Source organism: Thioalkalivibrio sp. AKL12, from assembly GCF_000377925.1.
Lineage (GTDB): Bacteria > Pseudomonadota > Gammaproteobacteria > Ectothiorhodospirales > Ectothiorhodospiraceae > Thioalkalivibrio > Thioalkalivibrio versutus.
The window spans coordinates 22,041-39,704 of the sequence record NZ_KB898907.1 but is presented as its reverse complement, the minus strand read 5'-3'; the positions used below and the strand labels follow the sequence as shown (position 1 = coordinate 39,704).

Here is a 17,664-nt window from a genome sequence, read left to right as displayed (position 1 = left end):
CATACATCCGTTTGAGCCGGTTGTTCTCGTCCTCCAGCTCCTTCAGCCGTCGGACGTCCGCAGCCTCCATGCCACCGTACTTCGACTTCCACTGGTAGTAGGTCGCCTCAGAGACCCCGATCTCCCGACAGACGTCCTTCACCTTCCGGCCGCCTTCGACCTGCTTCAGCGTCTGAACAATCTGACTCTCCGTAAACCGACTCTTGCGCATCTCGGCCTCCTTTGGCTCTAGTGTGCCCGGAGACCTCCAGTTTTCAATGGACCGAATTTACGGGAAGGCGACACCAATCCGACGGCCGACACTAGACTGTCCGGGGAATTCAATTCCGTCGTCTCGCCGGCCTCGAAACTCAGGGCCACCGCGCGCCCGGCTGCCAAGACTTCTGCGTCCCCGAACGGGGGTTCGGAGTCTTCGCCTTACAACGCGAGCAAATCGATCTCGCGAACGAATTGCCTGCACCGAGATCGATGCGAATGCGTTCGCCGTCGGAAGGCTATAGCTCGATATGGACAAAGCGGGCCACCACCCGGCTGGCCGAATCGACCGGGGCATCCGTCACGGCAAGGCTCATCGGTCTGGTCCCGCCTCCGCTGCTCCCGCCAAAACAAGCGACCCGACCCGCGTCGCGAATTGGCGGGGTCGCCTTGCGATTTCAGCAAGAATTCGGCAGGCGTCGGCCCGCCGCGCAGGTGCCCCCCCCTCAGGCAACCAGGACCGTCAGAAGCGTTCGAGGCTGGCGAGGGGGCCCGACAGATCGCGGATGCGCATCCAGGAGGCGATGCTGGCGCGCCAGCGGCGGGTAGGCAGGACGGCATGGGGTACGGTCTGACTGAGGAACATCACCAGCGTCCCCGCGCGTGGCTGGATGCGGCGGATCTCGCGCCCTTCGCTGTCGTAGATCGCGAGCTGGCCGCCGTCGCGTTCGCGCCAGTGACGGTTCAGGTAGAACACCAGCGACAGGCGGCGGCAATTGCCGGCCTGGAAGGCATCCACGTGCCGGGCGTAGTGGGTGCCAGGCGGATAGAGGGCGAAGTGGGATTCGGTCTCGAACAGGCCCGGGATCAGCGCCCGGCTCGCCTGCAAACGAATCTCTTCGAGGCGCGCCATGAACGCCTGCTGCGCGGGACTCGCGCCATCCAGCCAGTGAATCCAGTCGCCGCGGGTCGCCCGGTCGCGATGGCGCTCGCCGGCGCGGCCGATCCGCGCCTGCGCCAGTTGCGCCGCATCACGCAGCGCATAGACCTCCTCTCGCAGGGCATCGACGATCTCCGGCGGCTGGAAATCGGGCCAGACGAGCAGATGCTCGCGCGCCAGCGCATCCAGCCAGCCGTCGGGCGCGCAAAATTCGGAGGAGGAGTCGGCCACGACCGGCGCCAGGGTCGGCGCGGCGGTCTCGGCGGCTTCCAGCCATTCGGGGCCAAGGGCAGGCAGGTTCACGTACTCGGGTCTTCCATTCGGGCCGCGATCGCGGCGCGCAGGCGGGCGCCTGTCAGGCAGACGCCCAGATCAGCGTCTTCCCCACAGGATATATACCGGGAACGCCGGGGTGCGCAAGGGCTTTATAGCACCGTTGCCCTGCCAGGAGGCTGCAGACTAGTACGCCAGAAAACCGCCGGCGATCAGGTGCTGGCGCAAGGCGGCCTGGGCCTCGGTGACGCGGGCGCGGGCGCCACGCAGGCCCAGCTCGACCTGCGGCGCCTGGCGGTCCATGCGCGGGAGACAGGAGATGCGCAGGTCGGGGAACGCGGCCTCCATGGCCTCGAGCACCGGGACCAGGCGGCTCTCGGTGACATTCTCCAGGCGCAGGACCTCTTCCACGGCGCCCGCCGCCGCGTCGCGGTCGGGGAAGCGCTGCTCCAGGACCCAGCGGGCCATGGGCTCGGCCATGGCCGGGAAACCGGGTACGCAGTGATGCTGCGCACAGCTAAAGCCGGGGATTCCGTTGACCGGGTTCGGGATCAGGCTGGCCCCCTCGGGGAGCTCGGCCATGCGTACGCGGTGGGGCCAGGCGTCGGCACCGAAGCGCTCCTCGAGGATGGCCATGAACTCGGGATGAGGCGCCAGCGGCTGGGCCAGTGCCTCGGCCAGGCAGGCGCGGGTGCGATCATCCGGGGTCGCGCCGATGCCGCCGAAGCTGAACACCTCGGCCCCGCTGGCTAGCGTCTCGCGGAAGGTCTGCGTCAGCAGGCGGGCGTTATCACCGACGATACGGATCCACGCGAGTTCCAGCCCCCTTTCCGCCAGCGCCGCGGTCAGGTGCGCCTGATGCCGATCGCGGCGCTTCCCGCTCAGGAGCTCGTCGCCGATGATCACGGCGCCGATCTCGATCGTGTGCGATCCCCGGCCGTCCATCGTGGGTCGATCCATCGCCGATCTACTGCTTGGCACCCATGGCCAGCGCGCGCTCGCGCGCAGCCGCACGCGCCTCGGGGGCGTTGTCCGGATCGTCGAGCCACGGCGCCAGGTGCTGCTGTAGCAGCCCGGCCAGGAAGTCGAGGTGATCAGCGCGGTCGTTCAGCGCCGGGATGTAGTGGAAGCGCTCGCCGCCGGCCTCGGTGAAGATCTCGCGGTTTTCGTCGCCGATCTCCTCGATGGTCTCCAGGCAATCCGCCGAGAAACCGGGGCAGATCACGTCCACCGAGCGCACGCCCTGCCCCGGCAAGGCCTCCAGGGTCTTGTCGGTGTAGGGCTGCAGCCATTCCTCGCGACCGAAGCGCGACTGGAAGGTGACCTGCCACTGGTCGTCGTTCAGCCCCAGCGCCTGCGCCAGCTTGTGCCCGGTGGCGTGGCACAGGCAGTGGTAGGGGTCGCCCTGCAGCAGGTAGCGTTTGGGGATGCCGTGGAAGGACATCATCAGGCGATCGGCCTGACCATGCGCCTGCCAGTGCTCGCGCACACTGTTGGCCAGGGCATCGATGTAGCCGGGCTGGGCGTCATAGGCGGCGATGAACTGCAGATCGGGCACCCAGCGCCAGCCCTTGAGCACGTCGGCCACGGCATCGAAGGTGGAGCCATTGGTGCTGGCCGAGTACTGCGGGTACAGCGGCAATACGACCACACGACGCACGCCCTGGCGGCGCAGTTCGTCCAGGCCGGATTCAATGGACGGGTTGCCGTAGCGCATGCCCAGGGCGACCGGGACATCCTCGCCGACCTGCGCGGCCAGGCGCTCGCGCACACCGGCGGCCTGGCGTTTCGAGATCGCCAGCAGCGGCGAGCCCTCGTCGGTCCACACGGTTGCGTACTTCGCCGCCGAGCGCTTGGGGCGGATGTTCAGGATCACGCCGTTCAGGATCAGCCACCAGATGGGTCGCGGGACCTCGACCACGCGCGGGTCCCAGAGGAACTCCTTCAGGTAACGCCGCAAGGCGGGCGCGGTGGGTTCGTCCGGCGTCCCGAGGTTGGTCAGCAAAACGCCGACGCCGCGCGCCTGGCCATGGCGATAATCCGCTTCTCCGAAATACTTCATGGGGCTCCTTGCAGGCATGGGGGACGGTGACTCCCTGTCGGAGTCACGGAGCGTCGCTTTGGTTCACACGCCAAGGATACCCGCGGGCACGAGTGGGCGCGCGCCCGGGACGGATCAGACGCTACGACCCCGCAACGGGCTGGTACGCGGGAAGTGCGCCTGCAGGAACTCCATCTGGTCGGCCAGCACGCGCTTGCCCTTGAGGAAGATGTATTCCGCGTGGGTGGGCGTGAACGGGATGGCGAGCAACTGCATCCCGGCCTCTTCCGGCGTGAACCCCGCCTTGTGGTTGTTGCAGCGCTTGCAGGCGGTGACCACGTTGGTCCAGGTGTCTTCGCCGTCCTGGCTGATCGGGGTCACGTGGTCGCGGGACAGATCGTGTTCGGGGAACGCGTGACCACAATAGAGACAGAGATGGGCGTCGCGGCGAAACAGCGTGGTGTTATTGAGCGGGGGGATGTAGTCGTTGAAGCGGGACTTGCGGGTGCCGTGAGTGGCGATGATCGAGTTGACCTCGACCCGCGACTGCAACCCGGTGCGCGCGTTGATGCCGCCGCGCATGCGATATAGCGGGCTGCCACAGGTGTAGGCCACCTGCTCGGTGTAATAGAGGCGCACGGCCTGCTCCAGGCCGATCCACTCCAGCGGCATGCCCGCGGCATCCGTGCGCAGGACCTGATGCTCATTCGGCAACATGACCCCGTCCCGTCTCAAGGAAACACGGATTTGCTCACGCGGCGTACGGGTGAACAAATCCATGCCGCCTTCGATACCCGAAAAACAATAAACAGCCTTCAGGAACAAAGCAATTACAACGCCATGACCCGCGGTATCGTAAGCTCGCCCAACCTGACGGGCCCGGCAACGAGGGTGGACACGGTTTAAGCACGAGGCCGGATCCGCTACACTCGCGGGTCGTTTTTTGTGCGGCACGCCCGAATCACGCGTGCCGCATCCGATTTCACCACCCGCGAGCGCGGCTGATCGTCCCATAGGGAATACGGGAACGCTTGGCCCGGGGAGAGAGCGCATGGCAATCAAATTATCCGTTCCCAGGGAATCCGCCAGTGGCGAGCGCCGCGTGGCCCTGGATCCGTCGGTAGCGGCCAAGTTCAGCGATATGGGCATCACGGTGCAGCTGGAAAAGGGTGCCGGTTCCGAGGCCCATTTCCCGGATGCGGCCTACGAGAAGGCCTCCGTGGTCGACACCGAGACCGCCTACGGCCAGTCGGATCTGATGGTCCGCGTGGCACCGCCGACAGTCGAGGAGATCAACCAGCTGCCGGAAGGCTCGACCGTGGTCAGCCTGTTCCACGCTCACCGCAACCCGGATGTGGTCAAGGCGATGCAGGAGCGCAAGATCCTGAGCTTCGCGATGGAGCTGATCCCGCGCATCTCGCGCGCCCAGAGCATGGACGTGCTGTCCTCGCAGGCGGCCGTGGTCGGCTACAAGGGCGCGATCATGGGCTCCGACCTGTCCTGCCGCTTCTTCCCGATGCTGACCACCGCGGCCGGCACCATCCGCCCGGCCAAGGTCATCGTGATCGGCGCCGGCGTGGCCGGGCTGCAGGCGATTGCCACGGCCAAGCGCCTGGGCGCGATGGTCGAGGCCTATGACGTGCGCTCCGCCACCAAGGAGCAGGTCGAGTCGCTGGGTGCGAAGTTCCTCGATCTCGGCGTCTCCGCCGAGGGCGAGGGCGGCTACGCCCGCGAACTGACCGCGGAAGAGAAAAAGCAGCAGCAGGATGCCCTGGGCGAGTACATCGCCAAGGCCGACGTGCTGATCACGACCGCCGCGATCCCGGGACGCGATGCACCCAAGCTGATCCCCAAGATCATGGTCGAGGGCATGAAGCCGGGTGCGGTCATCATCGACCTGGCGGCCGAAGGTGGCGGCAACTGCGAGCTGAGCAAGCCCGGCGAGACCCACGACCACAAGGGCGTGATCATCCATGCCCCGTTGAACGTGCCCTCGCAGGTCCCGCTGCATGCCTCCGAGATGTATGCCAAGAACCTGCTGAATTTCCTCACGCCGATGATCGCCGAAGGCGGCGAATTCCAGCCCGACTGGGATGACGAGGTCATCGCCAAGAGCGTGCTGACCCGCGATGGCGAGATCGTGCACGAGGCCACCCGCGAGGCCCTGAAGGGAGCTCAATCATGATCATCGAAGGCTTTATCGCGCTGTACATCTTCATGCTCGCGGCCTTCACCGGCTACGAGATCATCTCCAAGGTCCCGGTCATCCTGCATACCCCGCTGATGTCCGGTTCCAACTTCGTCCACGGCATCGTGCTGGTCGGGACCATGGTCGCGCTCGGCCACGCCACGACCCCGCTGGAACAGGCCATCGGCTTTGTCGCCGTGATCCTGGCCGCGGGCAACGCCGTGGGTGGCTATGTCGTCACCGAACGCATGCTGGAGATGTTCAAGACCAGCAAGAAGGACGACAAGAAGGGAGATAACGCATGAGTCTGATTATCAACCTCGCCTACTTTGCGGCGGCGGTCCTGTTCATCGTCGGCCTCAAGCAGATGTCTTCGCCGACCACCGCGCGGCCGGGCATCATGTGGGCCGGCGTGGGGATGGTGCTCGCCACGCTCGTGACCTTCGTGCATCCGGAGGTCTCCGGGGGCGTGAACTACACCCTGATCATCCTGGGTATCGTCATCGGTGGCGGTCTCGCCTGGTGGAGCGGCAAGAAGGTCGCCATGACCGACATGCCGCAGATGATCGCGCTGTACAACGGCATGGGCGGTGGCGCCGCGGCCGGCATCGGTGCGATCTACCTGCTGCAGGCCACCCCGGAAAGCGTCACCAATACCGGCCTGGCGATCGCCACCACCGGCTCGCTGATCGGTGCAGTGGCCTTCTCTGGCTCGCTGGTGGCCTACGCCAAGCTGCAGGGCCTGATGAAGAAGACCTTCCACTTCCCGGGCCAGCAGGTGGTGAACATCGCCATCTTCGCCATCACCGTGATCCTCGGCTTCATGCTGGCGACCGGCGGCGGCGAGATCGGCTCGGCCACGCTGCTGTTGTTCTTCGTCCTGTCGCTGGCCTTCGGCGTCCTGATGACCCTGCCGATCGGCGGCGCCGACATGCCGGTGGTCATCTCGCTGTACAACGCCCTCACCGGCCTCGCGGTCGGCCTCAAGGGCATCGTGCTCGACAACCCGGCGCTGATGATCGCCGGTATCGTCGTCGGCGCGGCCGGCACGCTGCTCACGCAGCTGATGGCCAAGGCGATGAACCGCCCGATAAAGAACATCCTGTTCAGCCAGTTCGGTGGCAGCAGCGGGGGTGCCGAGGAAGCGATCGAGGGCACCATGAAGGAGATCCAGGCCAACGACGCCGGGATCATGATGGCCTTTGCCGAGAAGGTGATCATCGTGCCGGGCTACGGCATGGCCGTGGCACAGGCACAGCACAAGATCTGGGAATTCACCCAGCTACTGCAGAAGCGCGGCGTGGACGTGAAGTTCGCGATCCACCCGGTCGCGGGCCGCATGCCCGGGCACATGAACGTGCTGCTGGCCGAGGCCGGCGTGCCCTACGACATCATCTTCGACCTCGACGAGATCAACGAGGAGTTCAAGACCGCGGATGTCGCCATGGTCATCGGCGCGAACGACGTCGTGAACCCGGTGGCCCGGACCAATCCGGACTCGCCAATCTACGGCATGCCGATCCTCAACGCGGACCAGGCGCACAACGTCATCTGCGTGAAGCGCGGCAAGGGCTCCGGTTTCTCGGGCATCGAGAACCACCTGTTCTATGCCGACAACAACCAGATGTTGTACGGCGACGGCCAGAAGGTGGCCGCCGAGCTGGTGGCATCGGTCAAGGCCCTCGGCTAGTCGACCCGCCCCACTCGCGGGGCCCGGACACCGGGCCCCGCAACCGAAACCCGGCCACCGTTTTGCGGTGCCGGGTTTTTTTTGTTGCTCACCCACCGGGCCAGGATTGAAACCCGAAATCTGTACGTTTCCTGTACAAACTACCCACAAGGGCCGGGGTCAAACCCCGGTTAGCACACACAGCGCGCACTCGGTTTCACATAGCGATCATAACTCCCTGTTTTATCTATATTAAATGGATATGGTCGATTTTTGCCCAATCCAAGTAGCCCTTAGCAGTAACAAGCATTTAGGGATGTTCATACCGATTCACCCACAGAGTTATCCACAGCTTTTGTGGATAACCCCCCTCCCGAAGTGCGGCGGCCACTCCCCCTCCCCGGGGTCCGACACAGTAGACTGTGCGCATGCCTGCCGCGCCCCGAATCGCCTGCATCGCGCTGGATCGCCCTCTGGACCGGCTGTTCGACTACAGCATCCCCGAGGACCTGACGCTTGCACCCGGCCAGCGGGTGCGCGTGCCCTTCGGGCGCGGGTCGACCATCGGGGTCGTGGTCGAGCTGGCATCCACCAGCGAGGTTGCACCCGGCCGCCTGCGTGCGATCCAGGAAGCACCCGAGGCAGAACCGATCCTGGGGCCCCGCCTGCTGGAGCTGCTGCAGTTCGGAGCCCGGTACTACCACCACCCCCTGGGCGAAGCCCTGCTGGGAGCACTTCCCCCGGCCCTGCGCCATGGCGACCCGCTCCCCGCCCTGACCCCGGAGACCCTGTGGCGGATGACACCCGCGGGCAGCCAGGCGCTGGCCGACGGTGACGCCCGCGGGCGACGCCAGCAGGCCGTCCTCCGCGCGCTGGCCCACCCGAATTCCACACCGCATGCCTCACCGGCCCTGGATCGCGCCACCCTGGCCGCCGCCACCGGGCTGCAACTCGCCCCGCGCGAACTGCGCGCGTTTGCGGAACGCGGCTGGCTGGAGGCGATCACGCCCGACCCGAAACAGCCACCGCCCCCGAACACCAGCGACCACACCCTGACCGCCGAACAACGCGCCGCCGTCGACGCCCTGACCCCGGATACCGGCGTACCCCTCCTGCTGGAGGGTGTTACCGGCAGCGGCAAGACCGAGGTCTACCTGCAAATGGCCGAACGCGTGCTGGCACGCGGGCGCCAGGTCCTGTTCCTGATCCCCGAGATCGCCCTGACGCCACAGCTGAGCGCGCGCATCCAGCAGCGCTTCCCCGGGCAGGTCGCCCTCCTCCACTCCGGGCTGTCCGAGGGCGAGCGCCTGCGCGCCTGGGAGTCCGCCCGTCAGGGGCAGCGCCGCATCGTCGTCGGCACCCGTTCGGCGCTGTTCACGCCCCTGCCCGATCTCGGCCTGATCATCGTTGACGAGGAGCACGACAGTGCCTTCAAGCAGCAGGACGGCTTTCGTTACAACGCCCGCGACCTGGCCATCAAGCGCGGCCAGCTGGAACAGGCCGCGGTGGTCCTGGGCTCGGCCACGCCGACCCTGGAGACCCTGCATGCGGCGACCACTGGCCGCTACGCCCATGCCCGACTGGCGACGCGCCCGGACGGCTCTCAACCGCCCGCCGTCGAGGCCATCGACACGCGTGTGCACACCCCGGACGAGGGCCTCACCGCCCCGCTTCTGGATGCCATGCAACAGACCCTCGCCGCCGGCCACCAGTGCTTCCTGCTACTGAACCGGCGCGGCTTCGCCCGCGTGCTGGCCTGCGACGCCTGCGGCTGGGTCGCCGAATGCCCGGACTGCGATGCGCGCCTGACCATCCACGCGCACAACCCGCGTGCCGTCTGCCACCTCTGCGGTCACCAGGAACCGCGCCCCCAGCGCTGCCCGCAATGCGGCGAGGCCCTGGCCCAGCGCGGTCTCGGCACCCAGCGCCTGGAACAGGCCCTGGCCCGCCACTACCCGACCACTCCGCTGATCCGCCTGGACCGCGACAGCATCCGCCACAAGGGGGCACTCGAGGAGGCACTGGACCGCATTCGCCAGCTGGATGCCGCCATCGTCGTCGGGACCCAGATGCTGGCCAAGGGCCACGACTTCCCGCAGGTCGGACTGGTCGGCGTGATTGACGTCGACCAGGGCCTGTTCAGCGTCGACCTGCGCGCGACCGAAAACACCCTGCAGCTGATCGTGCAGGCCGCCGGGCGCGCCGGACGCGGTTCCGGCGGCGGCCGCGTCCTGCTGCAGACCGGTCATCCGGACCACCCCCTGATCCGCGGCCTGAACGCCGCGGACTACCCGGCGATGGTCGCGCCCCTGCTGGAGGAGCGCGCCGCCGCCGAGATGCCACCCCACGGCCACCTGGCCCTGGTCCGCGTCGAGGCGGGCGATGCCGAGACCACCCGCCGCCACGCCGAGCGCGTCGCCACCCACCTGCGCAACGCCGCCGCCGAAGGCCTGCGCGTGCTCGGCCCGGCCCCCGCACCGCGCCACCGCGTCAATCGCCGCTTCCGCGAACAGATCCTGCTGCAGTCCACCCAGCGCGGCCCACTCCATCGGGCCCTGACCCTCGCCCGCCACGCCTGGCAGACCGACGACCTCCCGCGCGGCACCCGCATCGCCATCGACATCGACCCGGTCTCGCTGGCGTAAACCGCCGCCCGGTTCCCTTCGAGCGCCCCGTACCGGGGCGGCACGACCAGCGCTTCCGGGTTAGAATGCGGCCCTTTTTACCCGACGGATCGAGCTTCCCTTGAAAGACACCCTGACCGAGGCCCTGGCGGCCGCACTGGAGACCCTGGTGGCCGAAGGCCGCGTACCCGCCGACCACGGTGTCGAGGTGCAGGTCACGCGTGCGCGCGACCGCGAACACGGCGACTTCGCCGCCAACCTCGCGATGCAACTGGCACGCCCGGCGAAATCCAAGCCACGCGATCTGGCCGAGGCCCTGTGTGCGGCCATGCCCGAGGTGCCCGGCCTCGCCGGCACCGAGATCGCCGGCCCCGGTTTCATCAACTTCCGCCTGGCCGCGGATGCCCGCACACTGGTGCTGGGCCGCGTCGCGACCCAAGGTGACGACTTCGGCCGCTCCAGCGTAGGCGGCGGACGCCCGGTGCAGGTGGAATTCGTCTCCGCCAATCCCACCGGGCCGCTGCATGTCGGCCATGGCCGCGGCGCGGCCTTCGGCGCCACGGTGGCCGACCTGCTGGATTTCTGCGGCTTCGATGTCACCCGCGAGTACTACGTGAACGACGCCGGGCGGCAGATGAACATCCTCGCTGCCAGTGTGTGGCTACGCTACCTGGAGCAGCACGGTGTCCAGGTGCCGTTCCCGGCCAATGGCTACAAGGGCGACTACATCCACCCGGTCGCCGAGACCCTGACCGCGCAGATCGGCGAACAGGGCGTGCACCCGGCCGAGGCCGTCACCCGCGACCTTCCGGCGGACGAACCGGACGGCGGCGACAAGGAAACCTTCATCGACGCGGTGATCGCCCGCGCCCGCGAGCTCCTGGGCGAGACGCTCTACCGCAAGGTGTTCGACTGCGGCCTGAACGCGATCCTCGATGACATCCGCGACGACCTGCGCGAGTTTGGCGTCGAGTACCAGTGCTGGTTCTCCGAGCGCAGCCTGGCCGACTCCGGCGCGATCGACGCCGCGGTGGAGGACCTGCAGGGGCGCGGCGCGCTGTACGAGCAGGACGGGGCCCTGTGGTTCCGCTCCACCGACTACGGCGACGACAAGGACCGCGTGGTGCGCCGCGAGAACGGCGACTACACCTACTTCGCCTCCGACATCGCCTACCACCGCGAGAAGTTCCAGCGCGGCTTCGAGCGCGTGATCAACATCTGGGGCGCTGACCACCACGGCTACGTCCCGCGCGTGCGCGCCGCGCTGCAGGCCCTGGGCCTGGACCCCGGCCGCCTCGACGTGCTGCTGGTGCAGTTCGCGATCCTCTATCGCGGTGGCGAGCGCCTGCCCATGTCCACCCGCGCCGGACAGTTCGTGACCCTGCGCGAACTGCGCGACGAGGTCGGCTCGGATGCCGCGCGCTTCTTCTACGTGCAGCGCCGCTGCGACCAGCACCTGGACTTCGACCTCGACCTCGCCAAGTCGCAGTCCAACGACAACCCGATGTACTACATCCAGTACGCGCACGCGCGCATCGCCAGCGTGCTGCGCACCGCTGCCGAGCGCGGGCATGCCCCGGCCGCCGCCGACGCCGCAGGCCTCAGCACGCGCCTGACCGAACCGCAAGAGGATGACCTGCTGGATCGCCTGGACCGTTTCCCGGAGGTGATCGCGGCGGCCGCCGAGGCCTGCGAACCGCACCAGATCGCCCAGTACCTGCGCGAGCTGGCCGCCGGCTTCCACACCTACTACAACGCGGTACCCTTCCTCAACGCGGACGACCCCGACGTGATCGGCGCGCGCCTCGCGCTGCTGACCGGCGCCAGGCAGGTGCTGCACAACGGCCTGCGCCTGCTGGGCGTGACCGCCCCGGAACGGATGTAGACCATGGCCCAGGCGCGCAAGACCCGTCGCAAGTCCGCCCCACGGAAGGCCTCGCGGCCGATCCCCGGCTGGGTATGGATGTTGCTCGGCCTGCTGATCGGCCTGGGGCTTGCCGCCGTGCTGTACCTGCAGGGTGCCGACCGCTCGCCGGATCTGGGCGCGTTGTTCGGTGACCCGGATCCCGCGACCGAGACGGCCGCCCCGACCCCGGCACCGGTGGAGCGGGACACCGTTCCCTCGGACGACGAGCCCCGCTTCCGCTACTACGAGCTGCTGCCCGAGGACGAGATCCGGGTGCCGGAGTCCGAGCGTGACGCGCCCGCCCCGGCTGTGCCACCGGCCGCATCGCCCAGTGAAGGCGATCCGGTCGTCCTGCAGACCGGCTCGTTCCGCCGCTTTGCCCAGGCCGACGAGATGAAGGCACGACTGACCCTGCTCGGTCTGGACCCGAAAGTGCACGAGGTCGAGATCCAGGGCGAGACCTGGTACCGCGTCTACCTCGGCCCGTTCAGTGACGAGGACCGCGTGCGCCAGGCGCTGGAGCGCCTGCGCACGGAAAATATCGAGGCCCTGCGTCTGCGCTACCAGGGCTGAGCGTGAAACCGGCCCCCGCACCGGATCTCGACGCCCTCGCGGCCCGCATCGAGGCGTTGCCCTCCGGCGGCGAACGCAAGGACCTCACGGACCTGCTGCGCCGGGCCCGCCAGCGCCAGCGGCGCGGGCAGCCGTGCGACCGCATGGCCCGCACCCTCGCCGAACGCCTGGCCACCACCGAGGGGGCCGCCCCCCAGGTAGGCAGCGACGAGCGCGCCCGCCTGCGCCCGCAACCCGTCTACGCCGGCGACCTGCCGATCCACGCCGAGCGCGAACGCATCGTCGCCGCCATCCGCGAGCACCCGGTGCTCGTGCTGTGCGGCGAGACCGGCTCCGGCAAGACCACTCAGCTGCCCAAGCTGTGCCTGGAGGCCGGGCGCGGCGAGGCCGGGCTGATCGGTCACACCCAGCCGCGCCGGATCGCCGCGCGCTCGGTGGCCAGCCGCATCGCCGAGGAACTGGGCACCACCCTGGGCGGCAACCGGGACTCCACGGTCGGCTTCAAGGTGCGTTTCTCCGACCAGACCGGGCCAAACAACTGGATCAAGCTGATGACCGACGGCATCCTGCTGGCGGAAATGGCGCATGACCCGGAGCTGCGCGCCTACGACACCATCATCGTCGACGAGGCGCACGAACGCAGCCTGAACATCGACTTCCTGATGGGCGTGCTCAAACGCCTGTCGCACAAGCGCCCCGAGCTGCGCATCATCATCACCTCGGCCACCCTCGACCCCGAACGGCTGTCGGCGTTCTTCGACCACGCCCCGATCCTGACGGTGGCCGGACGCACCTATCCGGTGGAGGTCCGCTACCGGCCGATCGAGCCGGAAGATACTGGAGACGAGAGCGACGAACAGGGGCGTGGTGAACGCGACCTGTTCGACGGCATCCGCGACGCGGTGGCCGAGTGCGAGCGCGCCGGGCCCGGCGACGTACTGGTATTCCTGCCCGGCGAACGCGAGATCCGCGACGCCCACCAGGCCCTGCGCGGCCAAGTCCGCGCCGACACCGAGATCCTGGCACTGTACGCGCGGCTGTCCGCGCGCGAGCAATCGCGGGTGTTCCAGTCACACAGCGGCCGCCGCATCGTGCTCGCAACCAACGTCGCCGAGACCGCGCTGACCGTGCCCGGCATCCGCTTCGTGATCGACTCGGGGCTCGCGCGCATCTCGCGCTACTCCTGGCGCTCGCGGGTGCAGCGCCTGAGCCTGGAGGCCATCTCGCAGGCCGCCTGCGACCAGCGCGCCGGGCGCTGCGGCCGGCTGGGCCCCGGCATCTGCATCCGGCTGTTCGCGGAAGACGACTTCAACCTGCGCCCGCCCTTCACCGACCCGGAAATCCAGCGCTCTAACCTCGCCTCGGTGATCCTGCAGATGGCCGCGCTGAAGCTCGGCCAGCCGCGCCAGTTCCCGTTCCTCGACCCGCCCGACCCGCGCCTGGTCAAGGATGGCTACCACCTGCTCGACGAATTGGGCGCGGTAGACGACCGTGGCCGGATCACCCGGCGCGGGCGGCAACTCGCGCGCATGCCCATCGACCCGCGCCACGCGGCGATGCTGCTGGCCGGCACCGAGCACGAGTGTGTCACCGAAACCGCCACCATCGCCGCGTCCCTGTCGCTGCAGGACCCGCGCGAGCGCCCGGCCGAGGCCACCCAGGCGGCGGACCAGGCCCACCGCGAGTTCCAGGTCGAGGGGTCCGACTTCATGGGCATGCTGCGGCTGTGGGACGCCTGGCACACCGCCCGCGAGGACCTCGGGTCCAGTGCCCTGAAGCGCTGGTGCCGCGAGCACTTCCTGAACTTTCTGCGTATGCGCGAATGGCAGGAGCTGCGCGTACAACTCCTGCGCCTGGCGCGCGAGATGGACCTGCACCCGAACCACCAACCGGCGGACGCCGAGGCGGTGCACCGGGCGCTGCTGACCGGGCTGGTCAGTCAGGTCGGGCAGAAGACCGAGCGCGGCGACTACCTGGGCGCGCGCAACCGCCGCTTCCAGATCCACCCCGGCTCGGTGCTGGCGAAGAAGAAGCCGGCCTGGGTGATGAGCGCGGAGATCGCCGAGACCACGCGTGTCTACGCCCGCGACAACGCACGCATCGAGCCCGACTGGATCCTGACCGCCGCCCCGCATCTGCTTAAGCACCACATCTTCGAGCCGCACTTCCAGGGCCGCAGCGGGCGCGTCGGGGCCTTCGACCGCATCACCCTGTACGGCCTGGTCGTGGCACCGAAAAAGCCTGTGGACTTCGCCAAGCACGACCCGGCCGAGGCACGGCGCATCCTGATCCGCGAGGGCCTGGTCGGTGGCGAGCTGCGCTCGCGCTCCAACGGCGTGCGCGCCAACCGCGAGGCAGTGGCCGAGATCGCCGAACAGGAGGCGCGCGGGCGCCGCCGCGACCTGCTGGTGGAAGAGGAGCGCCTGTTCGACTTTTACGACGCCCGTCTGCCGGCCGCGATCACCGACGGCACGAGCTTCGAGACCTGGGCGCGCAAGACCGAAAAACACGATCCGGATGCCCTGAAGATCGACCGCGCCGAGCTCCTGAACGAGCCAGAGGCCACGCTCCCGGAAGGCGCCTATCCCGACCATCTGGAGCTCGAGGGGCTACGCCTGCCACTGGCCTACCGCTTCGAACCCGGCCAACCGGACGACGGCGTGACCGTCACCATCCCCATCGCCGCGCTGAACGCGGTGCCCGACTGGCTGGGCGACTGGCTGGTGCCGGGGCTGCTGGAGGATCGCGTGACCGCCCTGCTGCGGAGCCTGCCGAAGGCCCTGCGCCGCCAGTTCGTGCCCGCCCCGGACTTCGCCCAGGCCGCCCTGGCCCGCATCGAACACCGCCAGGGCCCATTGATTCCCGCACTGGCCGCAGCCCTGCGCGCCATGACCGGCACCGACATCCCGCTGGATGCCTGGCGCCCGGAGACCCTGGAGCCGCACCTGGTCATGCGCTTTCGCATTCTCGCCCCGGAAGGGAATGAAGAGACCAGCGGCCGCGACCTGCCCGCGCTCAAGGCACGGCTGGGCGGGAGCGCCGAGGCCCACTTCGATGCCAGCCGTCCGGACGAGATCACCCGCGAGGGCATCACGGAGTGGGATTTCGGTGCGCTGCCAGAGAGCGTCGAATTCGACCACCAGGGGGCACAGCTGCGGGCCTTCCCGATCCTGGTCGACCGCGGCGATGCCGTTTCGCTGGAGCTGGAACCCGACCCGGCCAAGGCCGAACGCGCCCATCGCGCGGGTCTGCGGCGGCTGTTCCTGCTTGCCTGCCGCAAGACCGCGCGCGACCTGCGCCGCCAGCTCCCGGAGATCGAGCGCGCCTGCCTGAATTACTCGACGCTGGGCAGCTGCGAGGCCCTGCGCGACCAGATCCTGGAGGCCTCCGCCGACCGCGTGTTCCTGGCCGAGCCCTGGCCACGCGATGCCGAGGCGTTCGCCCAACAACTCAACGAATCCCTGCCGGCGTTCTCGCCCACCGTAATGGAGCTCTCGCGCCTGACCGCCGAGATCCTGCGCCGCTGGCACGACCTGCGCACCCGGTTGCAGGGCGACCTGCCGTTGTCCTGGATCGAGGCGGCGCGTGACATCCGCGGGCAACTGGAAGCGCTGGTCCCGGCGGATTTCCTGCTGCGCATCCCGCATGATGTCCTGCCCGAACTCCCGCGCTACCTCGAGGCGATCGGCAAACGCCTGGAGCGCCTGAGCCAGGCCCCGGACAAGGACCGCGCCCGCCGCGTCGCCGTGGAGCCGCTGTGGCAGCAGGCGCAGGAACTGATCGCCCGCGCCCCGGACCACCCGGACGTCCTCGCCTTTCGCTACCGCATCGAGGAATTCCGCGTCTCGCAGTTCGCCCAGGAACTGGGCACCCGCGAGAAGGTTTCGCCCAAACGCCTGGAACGCGAATACGCGACACTGATCCAACGACTGGCCAGTGGCACATGAACCACGACAACGGAAGGACCAACGGATGCGCGTAGCGGTCATCGGCGCCGGGGTGATCGGTGTCACCACAGCCTGGTACCTGCAGGAGGCTGGAGCCGAGGTCGTGCTGCTGGACGCCGCTGCGGCGCCGGCCAGCGGATCCAGTTTCGCCAATGGCGGCATGCTGCATGCCAGCCATGCCGAACCCTGGAACGCCCCGGGCGTGGGTCTCGACCTGCTGCGCTATCTCGGGCGCCGCGATTCGCCACTGCTGGTGCGCCCGCACGCCATACCGGGGCTGATCGGCTGGGGCCTGCGCTTTCTCGGCAACAGCCGCCGCGCGCGCTTCGAGGAACACACCCGGCTCAATGCGCGCCTGGCGGCCTTCTCCCTGAAGGAGATCGACCGCCTGCAGCGCGAGCTGGCAACGGAGGGGCTGGACTTCGACTTCCGCCGCAGCGGCATCCTCAAGCTATTCCAGGACCCCACCAGCCAGGCCCGCAATCGCACCGCCAGCGAGGACATGGCGGACGCCGGCGTGCGCTTCGAGGACTGGACCGTGGAACGCATCATCGCCGAAGAGCCGGCGCTGGCCCCCGTGCGCGATCAATTGTGCGGCGGACTCTACTTTCCCGACGATGCCATCGGCGATGCCGCCCGCTTTACCGCGGGCCTGCTGGCCATCGCCCGCCGCCGCGGACTGACCTATTGCCCGGGCGTGGCGGTGCGCCGCCTGCGCACCTTCCGCGGCCGCCTCGATGCGCTGGAGACCTCGGAAGGCCCGATCGCCGCGGATGCCTGTGTCGTTGCCAACGGCTACCACGCGCCCGATCTGCTGCGCCCAATCGGGATCCGGCTGCCCGTGGCACCGGTCAAGGGCTACTCGCTGACCCTGCCGATGGACGCCGGAACCCGGATTCACCTGCCGCTGATCGACGACGCCAACAAGGTCGTGATGACCCCGCTGGGCGATCGCCTGCGCCTGGCCGGCACCGCGGAGTTCGCGGGTCGCGACGGCAGCCTGAATCCGCAACGTGCCGCCAGCGTACTGGATCATTGCCGGCGCACCCTGGCCAGCCTGCCCGACCGAATGGATGCCGAGACCATGGCCCCGTGGACCGGCCTGCGCCCGATGAGCGCACGCGGCACCCCGATCCTCGGGGCGACCGCGGTACCGGGCCTTTACCTCAATACCGGGTCCGGCCACCTCGGCTGGACCTTCGCCTGCGGCGCGGCCGCGCTGGTGCGCGACAGCGTGCTGGGCGAACCCCCGGCGTTGCCGATGGACGGCCTGACACTCTGATTTCGAACGGTTTGGGGCGCGACACG

The 17,664-nt window shown here is 68.6% G+C and carries 13 protein-coding genes; 8 read left to right on the top strand and 5 right to left on the bottom strand.

What is annotated here, in order from left to right:
- The 5 genes from D579_RS0112995 to D579_RS0112975 form a co-directional block, all read right to left on the bottom strand.
- Positions 1 to 211 (bottom strand): transposase (locus D579_RS0112995; protein ID WP_018938731.1); only part of this gene is annotated, 211 nt, incomplete at its 3' end.
- 507 nt (positions 212 to 718) lie between these two features.
- Positions 719 to 1,438 carry a 2OG-Fe(II) oxygenase gene (locus D579_RS0112990; RefSeq protein ID WP_018952252.1) on the bottom strand — a complete coding sequence of 240 codons (720 nt, stop codon included), beginning with the start codon at positions 1,436 to 1,438 and terminating at the stop codon, positions 719 to 721.
- A gap of 156 nt (positions 1,439 to 1,594) precedes the next feature.
- Positions 1,595 to 2,353, bottom strand: a complete 759-nt coding sequence (locus D579_RS0112985; RefSeq protein ID WP_018168315.1) for a molybdopterin-binding protein — start codon at positions 2,351 to 2,353, stop codon at positions 1,595 to 1,597.
- A gap of 22 nt (positions 2,354 to 2,375) precedes the next feature.
- Positions 2,376 to 3,470 (bottom strand): ferrochelatase, encoded by a 1,095-nt coding sequence (gene hemH, locus D579_RS0112980; RefSeq protein WP_018952251.1) that lies wholly within the window; start codon positions 3,468 to 3,470, stop codon positions 2,376 to 2,378.
- A 114-nt stretch (positions 3,471 to 3,584) separates the two neighbouring features.
- Positions 3,585 to 4,166, bottom strand: a complete 582-nt coding sequence (locus tag D579_RS0112975; protein ID WP_018144580.1) for an HNH endonuclease — start codon at positions 4,164 to 4,166, stop codon at positions 3,585 to 3,587.
- Positions 4,167 to 4,500: 334 nt separating this feature from the next.
- Here D579_RS0112975 and D579_RS0112970 point away from each other — a divergent pair, with 334 nt between their 5' ends.
- The 8 genes from D579_RS0112970 (at position 4,501) to D579_RS0112935 (ending at position 17,638) form a co-directional block, all read left to right on the top strand.
- Positions 4,501 to 5,634 carry an NAD(P) transhydrogenase subunit alpha gene (locus D579_RS0112970; RefSeq protein ID WP_038037866.1) on the top strand — a complete coding sequence of 378 codons (1,134 nt, stop codon included), beginning with the start codon at positions 4,501 to 4,503 and terminating at the stop codon, positions 5,632 to 5,634.
- Positions 5,631 to 5,942, top strand: a complete 312-nt coding sequence (locus D579_RS0112965) for an NAD(P) transhydrogenase subunit alpha (protein ID WP_017942675.1) — start codon at positions 5,631 to 5,633, stop codon at positions 5,940 to 5,942. Before D579_RS0112970 ends, D579_RS0112965 begins: the two co-directional genes overlap by 4 nt.
- Entirely contained in the window at positions 5,939 to 7,327 is a 1,389-nt protein-coding gene (locus D579_RS0112960; protein ID WP_018952250.1) for an NAD(P)(+) transhydrogenase (Re/Si-specific) subunit beta, read from the top strand. Before D579_RS0112965 ends, D579_RS0112960 begins: the two co-directional genes overlap by 4 nt.
- Positions 7,328 to 7,734: 407 nt before the next feature.
- The gene (locus D579_RS0112955; RefSeq protein ID WP_018952249.1) at positions 7,735 to 9,951 is read left to right on the top strand and encodes a primosomal protein N'; all 2,217 of its coding nucleotides are present in this window, start codon (positions 7,735 to 7,737) and stop codon (positions 9,949 to 9,951) included.
- A 100-nt stretch (positions 9,952 to 10,051) separates the two neighbouring features.
- A complete protein-coding gene (argS, locus tag D579_RS0112950; protein ID WP_018952248.1) occupies positions 10,052 to 11,815 on the top strand; it encodes an arginine--tRNA ligase in 1,764 nt (587 codons plus the stop codon).
- A gap of 3 nt (positions 11,816 to 11,818) precedes the next feature.
- Positions 11,819 to 12,409 (top strand): SPOR domain-containing protein, encoded by a 591-nt coding sequence (locus D579_RS0112945; RefSeq protein ID WP_018144585.1) that lies wholly within the window; start codon positions 11,819 to 11,821, stop codon positions 12,407 to 12,409.
- Between the two features lie 2 nt (positions 12,410 to 12,411).
- Positions 12,412 to 16,356 (top strand): ATP-dependent RNA helicase HrpA, encoded by a 3,945-nt coding sequence (gene hrpA / locus D579_RS0112940; protein WP_018952247.1) that lies wholly within the window; start codon positions 12,412 to 12,414, stop codon positions 16,354 to 16,356.
- Positions 16,346 to 17,638, top strand: coding sequence for an FAD-dependent oxidoreductase (locus D579_RS0112935; RefSeq protein ID WP_369791812.1), 1,293 nt, complete (start codon positions 16,346 to 16,348; stop codon positions 17,636 to 17,638). The genes hrpA and D579_RS0112935 overlap by 11 nt, the downstream gene beginning before the upstream one ends.
- Positions 17,639 to 17,664: the final 26 nt, after the last annotated feature.